The sequence below is a fragment of the Pseudoalteromonas sp. APC 3224 genome (genome assembly GCF_030407535.1).
Taxonomy (GTDB): Bacteria; Pseudomonadota; Gammaproteobacteria; order Enterobacterales; family Alteromonadaceae; genus Pseudoalteromonas.
The window spans coordinates 103661-119509 of record NZ_JASDDF010000007.1 but is presented as its reverse complement, the minus strand read 5'-3'; the positions used below and the strand labels follow the sequence as shown (position 1 = coordinate 119509).

General features: G+C 40.0%; 18 protein-coding genes. All 18 read left to right on the top strand.

Annotated elements, in window-relative coordinates; translation table 11 throughout:
* Positions 1-290 precede the first annotated feature (290 nt).
* The 18 genes from QL989_RS05480 (at position 291) to flhA (ending at position 15781) form a co-directional block, all read left to right on the top strand.
* Entirely contained in the window at positions 291-1139 is an 849-nt protein-coding gene (locus tag QL989_RS05480; RefSeq protein ID WP_178955418.1) for a flagellin, read from the top strand.
* A 292-nt stretch (positions 1140-1431) separates the two neighbouring features.
* Positions 1432-2358 (top strand): flagellin, encoded by a 927-nt coding sequence (locus QL989_RS05475; RefSeq protein WP_178955420.1) that lies wholly within the window; start codon positions 1432-1434, stop codon positions 2356-2358.
* Positions 2359-2481: 123 nt separating this feature from the next.
* Positions 2482-3780: a flagellar filament capping protein FliD gene (gene fliD, locus QL989_RS05470; protein ID WP_138607560.1), complete on the top strand. Its 1299-nt coding sequence runs from the start codon at positions 2482-2484 to the stop codon at positions 3778-3780.
* A 6-nt stretch (positions 3781-3786) separates the two neighbouring features.
* Positions 3787-4173, top strand: coding sequence for a flagellar export chaperone FliS (gene fliS, locus QL989_RS05465; RefSeq protein WP_138607562.1), 387 nt, complete (start codon positions 3787-3789; stop codon positions 4171-4173).
* Positions 4174-4398: 225 nt separating this feature from the next.
* On the top strand, positions 4399-4734 hold the full coding sequence (locus tag QL989_RS05460; protein WP_178955424.1) for a hypothetical protein: 336 nt from the start codon (positions 4399-4401) through the stop codon (positions 4732-4734).
* Entirely contained in the window at positions 4731-6020 is a 1290-nt protein-coding gene (locus QL989_RS05455; RefSeq protein ID WP_290168875.1) for a flagellar hook-length control protein FliK, read from the top strand. The genes QL989_RS05460 and QL989_RS05455 overlap by 4 nt, the downstream gene beginning before the upstream one ends.
* A gap of 25 nt (positions 6021-6045) precedes the next feature.
* On the top strand, positions 6046-6477 hold the full coding sequence (locus tag QL989_RS05450; protein ID WP_138607568.1) for a flagellar basal body-associated FliL family protein: 432 nt from the start codon (positions 6046-6048) through the stop codon (positions 6475-6477).
* 9 nt (positions 6478-6486) lie between these two features.
* Positions 6487-7209 carry a FliA/WhiG family RNA polymerase sigma factor gene (locus QL989_RS05445; RefSeq protein ID WP_178955428.1) on the top strand — a complete coding sequence of 241 codons (723 nt, stop codon included), beginning with the start codon at positions 6487-6489 and terminating at the stop codon, positions 7207-7209.
* Between the two features lie 17 nt (positions 7210-7226).
* Positions 7227-8090, top strand: a complete 864-nt coding sequence (gene motA, locus QL989_RS05440) for a flagellar motor stator protein MotA (protein WP_010391179.1) — start codon at positions 7227-7229, stop codon at positions 8088-8090.
* A 2-nt stretch (positions 8091-8092) separates the two neighbouring features.
* Positions 8093-9088, top strand: a complete 996-nt coding sequence (locus tag QL989_RS05435) for a flagellar motor protein MotB (protein ID WP_218651585.1) — start codon at positions 8093-8095, stop codon at positions 9086-9088.
* On the top strand, positions 9081-9485 hold the full coding sequence (locus QL989_RS05430; RefSeq protein ID WP_138607576.1) for a PilZ domain-containing protein: 405 nt from the start codon (positions 9081-9083) through the stop codon (positions 9483-9485). The genes QL989_RS05435 and QL989_RS05430 overlap by 8 nt, the downstream gene beginning before the upstream one ends.
* A gap of 28 nt (positions 9486-9513) precedes the next feature.
* The gene (locus QL989_RS05425; protein ID WP_290168871.1) at positions 9514-10419 is read left to right on the top strand and encodes a FliM/FliN family flagellar motor switch protein; all 906 of its coding nucleotides are present in this window, start codon (positions 9514-9516) and stop codon (positions 10417-10419) included.
* Between the two features lie 3 nt (positions 10420-10422).
* Positions 10423-10755, top strand: a complete 333-nt coding sequence (locus QL989_RS05420) for a FliM/FliN family flagellar motor switch protein (protein ID WP_055011667.1) — start codon at positions 10423-10425, stop codon at positions 10753-10755.
* Between the two features lie 4 nt (positions 10756-10759).
* A complete protein-coding gene (fliP, locus tag QL989_RS05415; RefSeq protein WP_075170636.1) occupies positions 10760-11512 on the top strand; it encodes a flagellar type III secretion system pore protein FliP in 753 nt (250 codons plus the stop codon).
* On the top strand, positions 11509-11778 hold the full coding sequence (locus QL989_RS05410; protein ID WP_138607580.1) for a flagellar biosynthetic protein FliQ: 270 nt from the start codon (positions 11509-11511) through the stop codon (positions 11776-11778). The genes fliP and QL989_RS05410 overlap by 4 nt, the downstream gene beginning before the upstream one ends.
* Positions 11775-12554: a flagellar biosynthetic protein FliR gene (gene fliR, locus QL989_RS05405; RefSeq protein WP_055011669.1), complete on the top strand. Its 780-nt coding sequence runs from the start codon at positions 11775-11777 to the stop codon at positions 12552-12554. Before QL989_RS05410 ends, fliR begins: the two co-directional genes overlap by 4 nt.
* Positions 12555-12558: 4 nt before the next feature.
* On the top strand, positions 12559-13689 hold the full coding sequence (gene flhB / locus QL989_RS05400; RefSeq protein ID WP_138607584.1) for a flagellar biosynthesis protein FlhB: 1131 nt from the start codon (positions 12559-12561) through the stop codon (positions 13687-13689).
* 16 nt (positions 13690-13705) lie between these two features.
* Positions 13706-15781, top strand: coding sequence for a flagellar biosynthesis protein FlhA (gene flhA, locus QL989_RS05395; RefSeq protein WP_290168863.1), 2076 nt, complete (start codon positions 13706-13708; stop codon positions 15779-15781).
* The last annotated feature ends 68 nt before the right edge of the window (positions 15782-15849 follow it).

The window sequence follows — 15849 nt, the reverse complement described above, 5'->3', positions numbered from 1 at the left end:
CTTAACGATAGGTTATATAAACCTAGTAATCGATTAAAAAATACCAAAACAGCTGCATCTTTTATGCGGCTGTTTTTTTGTTTAGATAGAGCTCGGATAAAAATAAAAAAGGTTACTCAGCCTTTTTAAAAGCTGCATCTAGTTTGGTAGCTATGTAATTATTTCGGCTGTATTAATAAATAAAATCAAAATAAAGTTTAGTTTTTTCTTAATGTGGTCGCTCTTAATGATTAGTCACTTCTATTTATACTTTGTGTGTAAATAGGTTTAAAACATAAAGGAAATTAAGCATGGCTTTATCAATTCAATCAAATATGGCTTCAATGTCAATTCAAAACCAGCTTGGTCGTAGCAACAACGATTTATCAACAGCGCTTGAGCGTTTAGGGTCTGGTTTTAAAATTAACTCTGCAAAAGATGACGCAGCGGGTCTACAAATCGCATCACGCTTAAACGCACAAGTACGTGGCCAAGAAGCAGCGCTTTATAATTCAAATAATGCAATGTCTATGCTGCAAACTGCCGAAGGCGCGTTTGATGAAATGACTAACATTGCTTACCGCATGAAAGAGTTAGCGACCCAAGGTGCCAATGGTACAAATGGTGCGGATGAGTACACAGCAATGAAGTCTGAGTTTGTTGCTTTAGAAGCTGAGCTTAAAAGTATTATGGACAACACTAGCTTTGGTGGTACTAAATTACTAGATGCTACTGCAGGTAAATTTGATGTTGGCGCTGTATCGTTCCAAGTAGGTTCATCAACAGCTGAAACACTTTCAGTTGATGTTAGTACAGCAGTACAGGATATTAACACAAGTGTTGCTACTGCAGGCACCATCGGTGACCTAGATGATGCGACGAATTCATCAGCAGCAATTACTGGTATTGATACTTTTATTAAAAATATTGGTACTGCGCGCTCAGCACTAGGTGCATCAATGAACCGCCTTGAACATACTATGAACAACGTAACCAACATGAAAGAAAACACCCAAGCAGCGGCTTCTACACTGATGGATGCTGATTTTGCTGCTGAAACATCTAATATGACTAAGCAACAGTTGCTTATGAACTCAGGTATTTCTGTACTTAGTACTGCTAACAGCACAACACAAATGATTGGTTCACTTCTTCGTTAATAGCTTAACGATAGGTTATATAAACCGAGTAATCGATTAAAAAATACCAAAACAGCTGCATCTTTGATGCGGCTGTTTTTGTTTAGATAGAGCTCGGATAAAAATAAAAAAGGTTACTCAGCCTTTTTTTAAAGCTGCATCTAGTTTGGTAGCTATGTAATTATTTCGGCTGTATTAATAAATAAAATCAAAATAAAGTTTAGTTTTTTTTAGGCATGGTCGCTCTTAATGATTAGTCACTTCTATTTATACTTTGTGTGTAAATAGGTTTAAAACATAAAGGAAATTAAGCATGGCTTTATCAATTCAATCAAATATGGCTTCAATGTCAATTCAAAACCAGCTTGGTCGTAGCAACAACGATTTATCAACAGCGCTTGAGCGTTTAGGGTCTGGTTTTAAAATTAACTCTGCAAAAGATGACGCAGCGGGTCTGCAAATCGCATCACGCTTAAACGCACAAGTACGTGGCCAAGAAGCAGCGCTTTATAACTCAAATAATGCAATGTCGATGATGCAAACAGCGGAAGGCGCGTTTGATGAAATGACTAACATTGCCTACCGCATGAAAGAGCTAGCAACACAAGCTGCCAATGGTACAAATGGTGCGGATGAATTTACAGCTATGAATTCGGAATATGTAGCACTAGGTGATGAGCTTGCGAGTATTATGCAAAACACCAGCTTTGGTGGGACTGCTTTATTCGCAATCGCTGCTACTGCAAATGATGGTACAGCAGCCGATAAACGTGTTACCGCAGAGGTTATTGCCGCTGATACAGGGAAATTTGAAGCCGCAGCAGGCGTAACTTTTCAAGTGGGCTCGTCAACTGCTGAAACGTTAAGTGTCGGTATTGCAACAGAAATTGCAAGTTTGCATGCATCTGTTGGTACTGCTGCTGCAGATCAGACGGCTCTAGGTGTACTTGATACTCAGGCAAATGCCCTGTTAGCTATGGCTGAAGTGGATACACTTGTTGAAAATATCGGCACAGCACGTTCAGCACTAGGTGCGTCAATGAATCGTCTTGACCATACTATGAATAACGTAACCAACATGAAAGAAAATACTCAAGCGGCAGCGTCTACACTGATGGATGCTGATTTTGCGGCAGAAACGTCTAACATGACTAAGCAACAGTTACTTATGAACTCAGGTATTTCTGTATTGAGTACTGCTAACAGTACAACACAAATGATTGGTTCACTACTTCGTTAATAGTGATAGATCAATTAAGTATGCATAGCTACATCTAAGATGTAGCTATTATTGTTTATAGTCATAAGTAAAAATGTTTAACCTAGATTTTTTTGCTTATAACTAAAATGCCTGGAGAATAAAATGAGTGCTGCATTAGGGATTAATCCTGGTCAACTAGCTAGTCAATATACGCAAATTGAGCGAGCTTCAAAAGATCAGCTTTTAAATACTAAAAATGCTGATTTCACTAACAAAATAAAAGCGTTAGATGGGCTAAAAAGCAGTATAACTAGCTTTCACAGTGATTTAAAAGCGAGTTTAAAATCAGAAACGAGTTTGTTTACTAACAGTACTGCCGTTAGTGATGAAACAACATTGAATGTAGTCGCAAATGGTGATGCTGCTAGCGGAAATTATGATATTTTTGTTGAGCAGCTAGCACAAGCGCATCAAGTTGCACTCAGTTTCGATCCTACAAAAGCATTGAGCACTGATGGCGAATTAAATATTGATTTAGCTGGAGAGTCCTTTTCGGTTGATTTATCTACTTTAGACGCAGATGCTAAACTCAGTGATTTAGCCAATGCCATTAATAGCCATGCAGATAATAGTGGTGTAAAAGCAACATTAATGCGCTCTGGTAGTGAAACATTTTTAGTCATGACGAGTGAAGATTCAGGTGTTGCAAATCAGATATCGTTAAATTATATGCCTGGCTTAGATGCTAATGGTACAGATATAACAAATGCTATAGCTAACCAAACAGAGCTAACTAATGGCCAAGACTCAATTATTAAGCTTGGTGCAAGTTCAGCTTTAACGATTACCTCTACAACGAACACGCTTGAGGATGTTATTGATGGAGTAACATTAACATTGACAAAGGCGCAAAATATTGGGGATACACCGATTCGTGTTGGGGTTGCACAAGATCAGGAAGCAAGTAAGTCTAATATTCAGGGTTTTGTAGATAAGTTTAATAGTTTAGTCAATGGCATTACTTCTAACGATAATTTAAAGCGCGATAGCTTAGCAAGTGGGCTTGCTCGCTCAATGCGAAACGACTTTCAAGGCACCTTTGAGGGAAAGACGCTCTATTCTGTTGGAATTGAGTTTGATCGTAACGGTAGCTTAAAAATTAATAGCGAACGTTTAGAAGCAGCAATGACCAATGATCCTGAAAAATTAACTAGAATGTTAACAGGTGAAGATGGGTTAATGGCTAAATTAGAAGAACGAGTAGAGCCATACACAAAAAGCTATGGCTTAATGAGCGATAAAAAAGATACATTACAATCAAGCTTGGATATTATTGTTAGGCAGCAAAAAAACCATGAAGTGTCTATGGAGCAAGTGTATCAACGTTACTTGTCGCAGTTTACACAAATGCAACAGACTATTGCGCAATTAGAATCTACAATGGGTCAATTTGGGAGCTAAACATAGATGTTAGATTTAAATGATGGCTTTTCAGCCTATAAAAGTACATCAGTAGATGCAAAAGCGGCCAGTGCCGATATTCATAAATTAGTTTTGATGTTATTTGATGGTTTTTCAGATGAGCTTGAAAAAGTCACTGGCCACATAAAACAAAAAAGATACGATAAAAAAGCAGAAAGTATTGAAAAGCTGATGCGTATTTTAGGCGGGCTTGAGGCCTCATTGGATCTTGAAAAGGGCGGTGAGGTAGCGCAAAACATGCAAAACCTTTATCAGCATTGTGGGCAAGCATTATTACAAGCCAGTATGAAGAATGACTTGAGCTATATTGACTCCACCCGTGTAGTGATGACCAACTTGCAAGAAGGGTGGCAAGGCTTAGGCACACAGTAAACGTTTAAAAGCCAGCTACCCATAGCTGGCTTTTTTATTTTAAATTCAGCTGCTTTTTAACCATCCTACTACCTAAGTAACCATCCTACTGCCAATTAACAACAAATCGCTTCCTTCCTAGGGGGAAGTTCCGCTTCCGCTTTTTGCTGCTTTTATTTAATTTAACGTTAAAAAACAAAAGCTTAATATTGGCTTGTTTTTTGCTAAATGAAATGTGAACTTATAATGAATTTAGTATTGCCAATGGAACACTCTCAAAAATACGCAGCGCAAAAAATGGAACAATTACTTAGTGCTATGGAAAATGCTATCCATGAGAGTAATTGGTATCAAGTTAAAGCAGCCGATAAGCAGTTACTTGCACTTTACACACAGTTACAAAGCATGCCTTGGTTTAGTTCAATGGTAGCTGAACAAAATAACTTAAAAGCACGTTATGTTGACTTAATTGACCTTGTGGGCCAAAAGCAAGCGGCCATTAAAGTACAAATGCAGCGCCATCAAGAGGATAAAGAGGGCTTAATGGCTTATAAAAAAGTACAACAAGGACAGTCGTTATGAGTATTCAAACAAGTACAATGGTGTCAAAGGCTGACTTTGGCAGTGTTGCTAATAAGCAAAGCATATTAAAAAGCAGCTCACCAGCAGATGCGCAAGAACAACAGAACGAGCTTGTGCCATTTTCGCTTTCTTCAAAGCAGCAGCAAGCAAAACAGCAAGATTTGCATGTTGAGCAACCTCGCGAGAGCTCAGAACAGCTAGCTCAAGAAGAAGTCACTGAAGAAATGGATGAAATAATAAATCCATATTTTTTTAGCACCGCTAATTATAACCTCGATAACAATAAAAAAAACGCGCCTGTTATGACTATACTTAACCAAAATAATAACCTTGTAGTTGATAGCGACACTGTAGTAGTGGAAACACTACCAGTACAGCTTGTTATTGATAAGCAGTTAAAGAGTAAGACTTTAGAGACTCAGCACGAAGTCAGCATTGTAGCTCAAGAGCCCGCTAAAACTGCGCTCGCACAAAATACGACTGTGCATAGTGATGCTTTAACTGTGCCTGCTGCAGCTATAAACGTAGCGCCAGCGGATACACTCGTTAATAAAGAATTAAACACACTCGATTTAGCCAAAACACCACAAACATTGTATTCACAAGCGCTTTTGAACCGATTAAATCAACCATCAGTAATGTCGAACACTTATGGACAAGCGCAGTCAAGTAGCTTAACCAGTGAGCAAATATCCACACAACCGAGTATTGGGCTCAGTAAACTCGAGCTTGCTGCGCTGTCACAAAATCCGCAATCGAAAATATTTAATGCTGAAAGCCGTGAAGGTAGCAGTCAAAAATCAGCATTAGTGAGTGCTTTCTCATCTGCCGCCACCGCACCAGAAACCTTTGAGTGGCAAAAAGAGAAATTAAAAGAGGCACCCAGTGAATGGGGGCAGCGCTTATTACATGTACTTGGCGATAAGGTAAAATTGCAAATAGGGCAGCAGCTACAGCGGGCGCAAATTAGATTAGACCCTCCTAACCTCGGCAGTATTGAAATATCTATCAATATCGAAGGGGATAAAACTTCAGTCAGTTTAATTACGAGTAATACGCAGGTAAGAGATGCCATCGCGCAAACTTTAGAGCAGTTACGCCAGTCTTTGTCGCAAAATTCAAATACCACAGTTGATGTTAATTTGAGTGATAAACAGCAGCAATCTCATCACCAAAATGACAATGACGACATTGCAAGTAATCACACTGAGATGCCTTCAATGGATGATGACAGCAACACTCGCGCATCTAAGCTGCAATCAGACTCGTTAGATTTATTAGTATAACTACCTTGGATTAAGAGAGATAAAAGTGAAAAAAATAATAATAGCCCTAACTGTAATTGTACTTATTGCGTCTGCATTTTTTGCGGGACAGTTTTTTAACGGCAGTGACTCATCAGAAGAAGGCCCGCAAGCCGATATAACAAAGGTTGAATATCATCAAATGGAGCGCTTCATTATAAGCGTATCAGAAGGGTCAGTTGCGCGTTATTTAGTGCTCGACTTAGTACTTGTAACTTCGCCGTCTATTTTCAATACAGGGACAGAAGCGATGGAGCCGCTAGTGAGAAATGTACTGGTAAAACAGTTTGCTAATATGAGCCACAGCCAAGTAAAAGAAGCTTTTAAAGATATCGATGCAATTCAAAAAGATTTACTCGAGCAGTTTAATGTGGTTTTAGCAAATGCGGTTTCAGTTCGATTAGATAACGTACTCGTTACGAACGTCTTCATTCAATAGGTCATCGCTATGATGCTGCAAGAAGAGTGGGGTGAGTTAATAACAGAACCACCAGTCACCTTTACACCACAAAAAGAGACGCAACTATTATCGCAGTACGCTTACTTGGTTAATCGGGCGGCTGCACACATGCGCACTCAAGTGGGCATTATTGTCGATAGTGATGATATTTACCAAATAGGCATTATTGCGCTGCTTTCGTCTATTCGTCGCTATGGCCGGGATTTAGATGAGAAATTTGCTGCATTTGCGTTTAAGCGTATTCGTGGTGCTATGTTAGATGAATTTAGGCGTGTCGATTGGCGCCCTCGCCAGTTGCGGCAGCAGTCTCATCAGCTTCGTGATATGAGCCGTTCATTGCAAAAAAAGCTTGGTCGTGATGCAACAGACACCGAAATGTGTGAGGCGTTAGGGATTAGCCATAAAGAGCTTATTCAGCTGCATTACAGTGAGCAAGCTGAAGCATTTGATAGCCTTGAAGCGCTATTGGAGGCTAATCCTAACTTAGCACTTACCTGTGCACATACACACGAAAAAGAAGAGACAGCAGCCACCCTCAAAGTGGCGATGAGCAAACTAAATACCCGAGAAAAGCTGCTCTTACAATTATATTACATGCACGAAATGAATATGAAAGAAATAGCATTAACGCTCGATTTAACCGAGGCACGTGTTTGCCAACTTCATAAACAAGCACTTGAAGCGCTCACACAAACGCTTCAAAAAATCTAATACCTAAGGAATAAAGAATGCAAAGAGTTATAGGTTTAATAGTAGTACTTGCAACAGTATTAGGTGGTTTTGCGTTTGCGGGCGGCAACATCGCCACTATGTGGCAGCCATACGAGTTTTTAATTATTTTTGGCGCAGGCTTAGGGGCGCTAATTGTGGGTAATTCAAAATATGTACTGACAGAAATGTTATCGCAATTAAAGTATCAATTTATTAGTGGTAAAGGAACCGATACGTCTGAGCTTTACCATGACTTACTACTGGTTATTTACTCTTTATTAGATTTAGCCAGAGTGAAAGGTATAAAGGGATTGGATGAGCATGTTGAAAACCCAGAAACTAGTTCTATTTTTCTTGCTTACCCAAAGGTGTATGAGTTCCCTCAGCTAGTAACTTTTATTTGCGATAACTTGCGTTTATTTAGTATGGGAAAAATCAACTCGCATGACTTTGATGCCATGTTAGAGCAAGAGATTTACACCATTGAAGAACAGCGTCTTAAGCCTTCTCATTCACTGGCTAATATAGCTGAAGCTATGCCTGGTTTTGGTATTTTAGCAGCGGTTGGCGGCATTATTATTACTATGCAGCACCTTGATGGACCTTTAAGTGAAATTGGCTACCATGTAGCCGCGGCGTTGGTGGGTACTTTTATTGGTATTTTTGCTTGTTACTGTTTAATTGCACCGCTTGCCTCAGCGATGGAGCAGTATGTAAAAAAACAAGTGGCGATGTTTGAGTGTGTGCGTGCCATGTTAGTGGCGCATGCTAAAGGGCATGTGCCTATTGTGGCGACTGACTCAGGCAGAAAATTAATTAATGAAGAAATTAAACCGACCTTTACCACCATGGAAGAGTGGATCACTAACAAGGCGGCTTAATAATGGAAAACAAAAATCAAGAAATCATCATCAAACGCTCACGTCGAAGAGCAACCGAAAAGCCTCATGGTGGTGCTTGGAAGGTTGCCTTTGCCGATTTTACTTTGGCGATGATGGCGTTTTTTATGGTGATGTGGATTATGGCGATCACCAATGAATCAGAGCGTGAAGAAATAGCACACTACATGCGAACTCACTCAATTTTTGATGGTGGCCCCGCTATTTTTGACCCTCAAAATAGCCCATTCCCCGTTGATTTAGGGGGTTCTCCTTCAGTAATTAAACACCTAGAGTCGGGAATTACGCCTCCGGACTCTCCAAAACCTGGAATGAGTGAAGTATTACAAGTGCCCGATGGCACCGTTGAGCCTAAAGCTGGGCAAGGCGAGAAGTTAAACTCAGCGATTGATAGCCAATTTGAAGCTTCATCTGAGCTGAGCTTATTACTGGAAAGTATTGAGGAACTCAGTAAAGAAGAGTTACTAAAAAATAACTTACTAGTTGAAGAAGTGCCCCTGGGGCTAAGAGTGATCATTAGAGACGACAAGCATCATCAAATGTTTGAACGCTCAAAGTCGCAAATGACCCCATTTTTTGAAGATCTGTTTCTATACCTTGGCGGCTTAGTTAAAGACATTAACAACAAAATTATTATTTCTGGGCACAGCGATGCCAGCTTATTTGTTGATGGCAGCTCTCGTAATTGGGACATTTCTGGCGATAGAGCGCAGCAAGCAAGAAAAGTAATGACTATGGGCGGAATGCCATCAAGTCAGGTGCTTCAAGTAAATGCGTTTTCATCAAATCGGCCAATTAATAAAGAAAATAAGAAAGCCAGCGAAAACAGACGTGTTGAACTGCTGATCTTAACTAAAGATGCGCAGGATAAATTTAACCAATTATTTGATGATAGCAACATTAACAATCCGATAAAAAAAGCGGCTGGTGCGGCAACGGCTAACAAACCCGTGCTACGTCTTGAAGAGAATTATGAGTAACCAACCAGACACTAAACGAAGTTACAAAAGATGGAACTTAAACCTCAAAGATAATTACGAGCCTGAGTCAGTTCAGCTTGGCGGAGTAGGCGTGCAGTTATTACGCCGTTGTTTTATTGATATTTCACTATGCCATGGTGTGGCAAAAGATATTAGCGTGGGCGGTGTGGGTTTATTAGTGCCTGCTGAAAAGACGATCCCCAATAAAATTATTGTGGTGTTTGATAAAACTAATCGATTGGCAGGCAAGGTGATGTATCGTCGTGCAGTGAGTGAAAAATTAATGTTTTTAGGGGTTGAGTGGATAAGCAAAAATGAGCGCTTACGCAGCGATATTGTTAATCGTTTACAGTTACAAGCCCAATTGAAAAAAGCCAAAAAGACGAGCATAAGCTGAATATAAATGAATCAGGAAAAACAGTGGTATGAGTAAAACGTTAAACGCTAAAACAAAGCTAATTAAAGCGAAAAATTCTGAGCATATTACTCCATTTGCACTCACGCTTGAGCAAAGAGCATATGAACAAGCACAACAAAAAGCAGCGCACATAAACGTTAATATTCGTAAAACTTTGGAGTTAGAGCTAGCCCAATTGTTTAACGACAGCCGTTTTGATGTCGAAATTTCGCCTTGTTCGCATTCGGTTATTAACAGTTGGTTTAAAGAATCCCCAAGGATATTTCTTGCCTGTCCTTTATTTACGCCTACTCAAGGTGAGGCCTATTTAGCGCTTGATTATCAAAGTGCATATAAAACAGCGGATTTATGCTTAGGTGGGCAATTTAATAATGTTAACAGCACAGAGCAAGTCTCTGACGAGGTGAATAACGAATTAAGCTCAACAGAAAGCCGTATTTGTGGTCGTTTACTACAGCGCCAAGTGCAGGGCATTCAAGGCTTATTATTTAGAGAACGCTCAGCGTTATTAGGTGAGATACAAAAATCTCATACCTTACCTGAAGCATTACAATACTTAGCCTTTAAAGTGCGGTTTATATTAGAAAACCAAGTAATAAGTTGGTTTTTATGGCTGCCAATTAGCTTTTTTTGCGCAGCTGATAGCGAGCAAGATTCTGCAAATAGTAACACACTCAATACTGATATGTGGGCACAGTTTGCGGTGCAAGGTCAGATTGAAATGGCAAAGAAAAAAGTCACTTTAAAGCAATTAAAAGCTTGTGTGGCCGGCGGTGTATTACCCATTGAACTTAACGAAGCAGCGCTATTTAACCTAGGCCATAAACAAATATTTAAAGGCCAAGTCGTTGAGCAAGAGACTGGCTTAGCATTTCAAATTACACAATTATCAAATAATACAACGAGTAACTAAATTATGAACGAGAACCTTGATAGCGCCTTAGCGGGCTTAGAGCTTGATGCTTTTGATGGATTTGATGACAAATCTGCTGATAAAACTAATGAAGGGAATATGTCATTTTTTCAAGATGTTCCTTTACTCGTCACTCTTGAAGTAGCAAGTACTGAAATTACCTTAGGCGAGCTTAGTCAAGCCAAAGAAGGCGATGTGCTTAAGCTAGACAAAGTAGCTGGTGAAGCGCTTGATGTAAAAGTGAATGGGGTATTTTTTGCTAAAGCAGAAGTGGTAATGGTTGAAGGGCAGTATGGTTTGAAATTTGCTCAAACAGATACCGCAAAGGATCAGTAAACAAATGAATAAACGCGTAATTTTTAAAGTTAGCCTACTGTTAATCATGTTGTTTTTACCAAGCTGGCTAAATGCAGAAGAACTTACGCTGTTTTCTCTAAAAGATACGGCCGACGGACAAGACTACAGCGTTAAACTGCAAATACTCTTATTAATGACGGTATTGAGTTTATTGCCTGCGCTACTGATGGTTTTAACGTCGTTTACCAGAATCATCATTGTATTGGCGATTTTGCGCCAAGCTATGGGGTTACAACAAAGCCCGCCGAATAAAATTTTAATTGGCATCTCACTGATGCTCACTATGTTGATTATGCGACCAGTTTGGCAAGACATTTATCAAAACGCGTATACGCCTTTTCAGCAGCAAACCATAGGATTAGAGGAAGCTTTACTCACCGCAGAAAAGCCTTTGCGTGCTTTTATGCTCAGACAAACTCGCGAAAGTGAATTACGCCAAGTGTTATTAATAGCCAATGAGCCAACCACTCTCACCGCGCAAGAGATTCCGTTTGAAGTGTTAATGCCTGCGTTTGTATTAAGTGAGCTCACAACGGCCTTTCAAATTGGCTTTATGTTATTTATTCCTTTTTTAATCATTGATTTAGTTGTTAGTAGTGTGCTGATGTCTATGGGTATGATGATGCTATCACCGCTGATCATTAGCTTACCGTTTAAGCTCATGGTGTTTGTACTTGCCGATGGCTGGTCAATGATAGCGGGTACGCTGGCAGCAACATTTGGAATGTCACCATGACCCCAGAAATGTCGGTAGAGCTTATTTCAAGCGCGGTTTACACCATCATAAAACTGATTTTAGTCTTAATTGTGCCGGGTTTAATACTTGGTATTGTGGTGGCTATTATTCAAGGTGCGACCTCTATTCAAGAGCAAACCCTAACGTTCTTACCGCGTATGTTATTAACCTTATTAATGGTGGTATTTGCGGGACATTGGATGCTACAAATAATGATTGATTGGTTTGATAAGCTCAAATTTATGTTACCTGGGGTATTTGGTTGAGCTCATTACTCTCTTTAACGTCTACTGATTTAGTCAGCTGGATGGGCACGCTTTGGTGGCCATTTGTACGCTTTTCTGCACTTTTATGGTCTATGCCGGTATTTGACAATCCGGCGGTAACGCCGCGCTCTCGTATTTTAGTGTCTATGATGTTGGCTTTTTTAGTTGCTCCGCAGTTACCACTTGCACCTGCTATTGACTTGTTTTCTTTAGATGCCGCTATCTTAACCTTTGAGCAAATTATTTTTGGGGTAATGATGGGGTTATCGCTGCGTATTTTGTTTGAAGTAATGGCGATGATAGGGCTGATCTTATCCATGCAGATGGGCTTATCAATGGCGCTTGTTATGGACCCCGGCAGTGGTAACCAAGTGGCATTATTGGGACAGTTATTTTGGATTATGTGTGCATTACTGTTTTTTGCCGCAGATGGTCACTTAATAACTTTGCAGGTTATGGTAGAGAGCTTTCATAGCTTTCCGATTGGTCGCAGTATTTATGAGTTTGATATTCAGGCTATTATTATGTTGTTTGCGTGGATGTTTTCCTCTGCATTATTGCTGTCGCTACCAGGGATAGTCGCCATGTTATTGGTTAACTTAACTTTTGGTGTAGCAAGTAGGGCGGCGCCGTCATTAAATATTTTTGTATTGGGTTTCCCTATGTCGCTATTGATGGGGTTTTTCTGCGTATTTATGACCTTAGAGTACACAGGAAGTGCGTTTTCAAGGCTAACGTATCATGTGCTAACAACCTTTGCACAAGCGATGAGGTAGCGGTATGTCTGAAAATAGCTCGCAAGAAAAAACAGAACAACCCACAGAGAAACGGCTAAAAAAAGCCAAAGAAGACGGCCAAGTCGCGCGCTCAAAAGAGCTCAATACCGCTATTTTATTAATGGTTAGTATTGCTGGGTTATTGTGGTTTGCCAATTTATTTTACAGCTTATTTGTAAACTTAATGAACAGTACTATGGTGCTGGATCACTCTATTATTAATAATAAAAAAATGATGCCCATCGCATTGGGTGACGCCATTATGAATATGCTATCGACTCTCACGCCGTTTTTATTATTAAGCTTTTGCGCAATGTGGATCACTGGGTGTTTACCTGGTGGGTTTGTGTTTTCAAAAAAACTCGTGGCGCTAAAAATGAGTAAGCTCAACCCACTAACCGGGTTAGGCAAAATGTTTGGTAAACAGTCGTTAGTAGAGCTACTTAAATCAATACTAAAAATAACCTTACTGGCGATTTGCTTATATACCTTTTTAACTAAGCTGTGGATGCAGCTGATGGTATTACAAAACTTAGATATAAAAGTGGCGATAGGCCAAGGCATTGAGTTGTTATTTTTATCGTTAATGATCACGGTAACTTTACTACTTTTTATTGCAGTTATTGATGTGCCTTTTCAGCAAAAACAGATTGCTGATAAAATAAAAATGACCCACCAAGAAGTAAAAGAAGAGCGTAAATCTTCAGATGGTAGCCCTGAGATAAAAAATAAAATTCGGCAAATACAATATCAGCAATCGAATAGAAAAATTGAAGAGCGTGTTCCCACTGCTGATGTGATTGTCACTAATCCTACTCATTATGCTGTGGCAATAAAGTACAGTGAAGAAGCGGCTAAAGCCCCTTATGTTGTCGCTAAAGGCGTAGATGAAATGGCGCTGAGAATACGCGAAGTCGCCCGCATGAATAACAAAGAAATTATAGAGATCCCCGCATTAGCCCGGGCTATTTACTTTTCGACTAGGGTCGACCAAGAAGTGCCCAACGGCTTATACAGTGCGGTTGCCTATGTACTGACCTATGTATTGCAATTAAAAGCATACAAGCAAGGGCGAGGACAAGCACCCGCCGCATTGCCTGAATTAACAATCCCTAAAAACTTACAGAAACCTTAGATGTTGGAGTTATAATTTGAACTGGCGCAGTTTTACTCAACCTTATACCGCTATTCCTATTTTGCTGTTAGCTGTTTTGTCGATGGTTATTTTGCCATTACCAGGATGGTTATTAGATGCATTATTTACCTTCAACATTGTATTGTCGGTGATTGTATTGTTAGTCGCTGTATCGACTAAAAAACCGCTCGATTTTTCTGTATTTCCGACTATTTTGTTAGTCGCCACCTTGATGCGTTTAACCCTAAACATTGCTTCAACACGTGTGGTATTACTGCATGGCCATGAAGGCTCAGATGTGGCAGGTCGCGTTATTCAGGCCTTTGGTGAAGTGGTTATAGGCGGTAACTACGTCGTTGGTATTGTGGTGTTTGTTATTTTAATGGTGATTAACTTTGTGGTTATTACCAAAGGCGGTGAGCGTATTTCTGAGGTGGCTGCACGCTTTACTCTAGATGCCATGCCCGGTAAACAAATGGCAATTGATGCGGATTTAAATGCCGGATTAATTGGCCCTGAGCAAGCAAAAGAGCGACGCAGTACTATAGCCCAAGAAGCCGATTTTTATGGCTCTATGGATGGCGCCTCAAAGTTTGTGCGCGGTGATGCCATTGCAGGTTTAATTATATTAGTGATCAACCTGTTGGGCGGTGTATCAATAGGTGCTTTCCAACATGGTTTAAGCTTGGCCGAAGCGTTCCAACGTTTTGCGCTGTTAACTATAGGTGATGGCTTAGTTGCGCAAATTCCTTCGTTATTACTCGCGGTTGCTGCGGCAATTATTGTTACGCGTATGAACGATGAAGGCGATGTAAGTGAAGCAGTAGGTAAGCAGTTACTTGCCTCTCCGCGTGTTATTTTTACTGCTGCATTAATTATGGTTACGCTTGGTATTGTGCCAGGTATGCCCACTGTCGCCTTTTTAGGGTTTGCCGCGCCATTATTTTATGTTGCTTGGCGATTACAACGCTCTCTCCCCGATAACTCTTTAATTGAAGCCGAACAAATGACCGACACCATTTTAAGTGAGCAACAGGCTAACTTAGAATGGGGAGATATTTCTCATGTTGATAAGTTGTCGGTTGAGCTTGGCTTTCGTTTGGTTTATTTGGCGGATAAAGACAAAGGGGAAGAGCTGGTAAAAACCTTAAGAGGTGTGCGTAAAAATCTTTCTGAGCAACTTGGATTTTTATTACCGGAGATCAGAATAAAAGATAACCTAAAATTAAATCCACAAGAATACAAAGTAAACTTAGCCGGTGTGCCTGTTGCAAGTGCTAATGTAAACGCCAAAGAGTTACTCGCGTTAAATACCGGTGATGTATACGGCAGCTTAGATGGTGAATTAATCACTGATCCTGCTTATGGGCTTGAGGCCGTTTGGATAAAAGATGACAGCAAAACCCAAGCATTAAATATGGGTTACTCTGTGGTTGATTTAGGCACCATTATTGCTACTCATACTGGCAAAGTGATCAAAGAACATTTAGATGAGTTATTTAGTTATGAAGACGTACAAAAGCTAAATGAACGGCTAAAAGAAATCTCACCTAGCTTAGCCGAAACCTTCGAAAAAGCATTACCGACTAATTTACAGCTAAAAGTGATTCGTTTACTACTAAAAGAACACATAAGTATTAAAGACATAGTCACTATTGCCGGCACATTAATAGACAGCGTAGAGGTAACTAAAGATCCGATTTTGCTGGTTTCAGACGTACGCTGTGCACTGCAAAAAGTATTGGTAAAACAGGTGATGGGTAATCGTGATGAACTCAGTGCTTACAGCCTAGATGAAAAGCTAGAAAGCACTTTACAAAGCTCACTTGATCAAGCCATGCAGGCGGGCAAAGTAGTACTAGATAGTTTTGCGGTAGATCCTAATTTACTGGGGCAGTTTCAACGCACCATGCCGATGATAGTCGAAGACATGAAATCAAGAGGTGTAACACCAACATTAATTGTGGTTCCACAGCTAAGACCGCTGCTGGCACGTTATGCTAAAACTTTTACTAAAGGCAGCTTAGTTGTTCTTTCTTATAATGAAATTCCAGATACTATCCGCGTAGATATACTCGGTTCGTTAGGATAAATAGTTGTAAATGTAGTGTAAAATGAATTGACTATGAATTTTATAGAGTAATGTTTGCATTTAGTGAT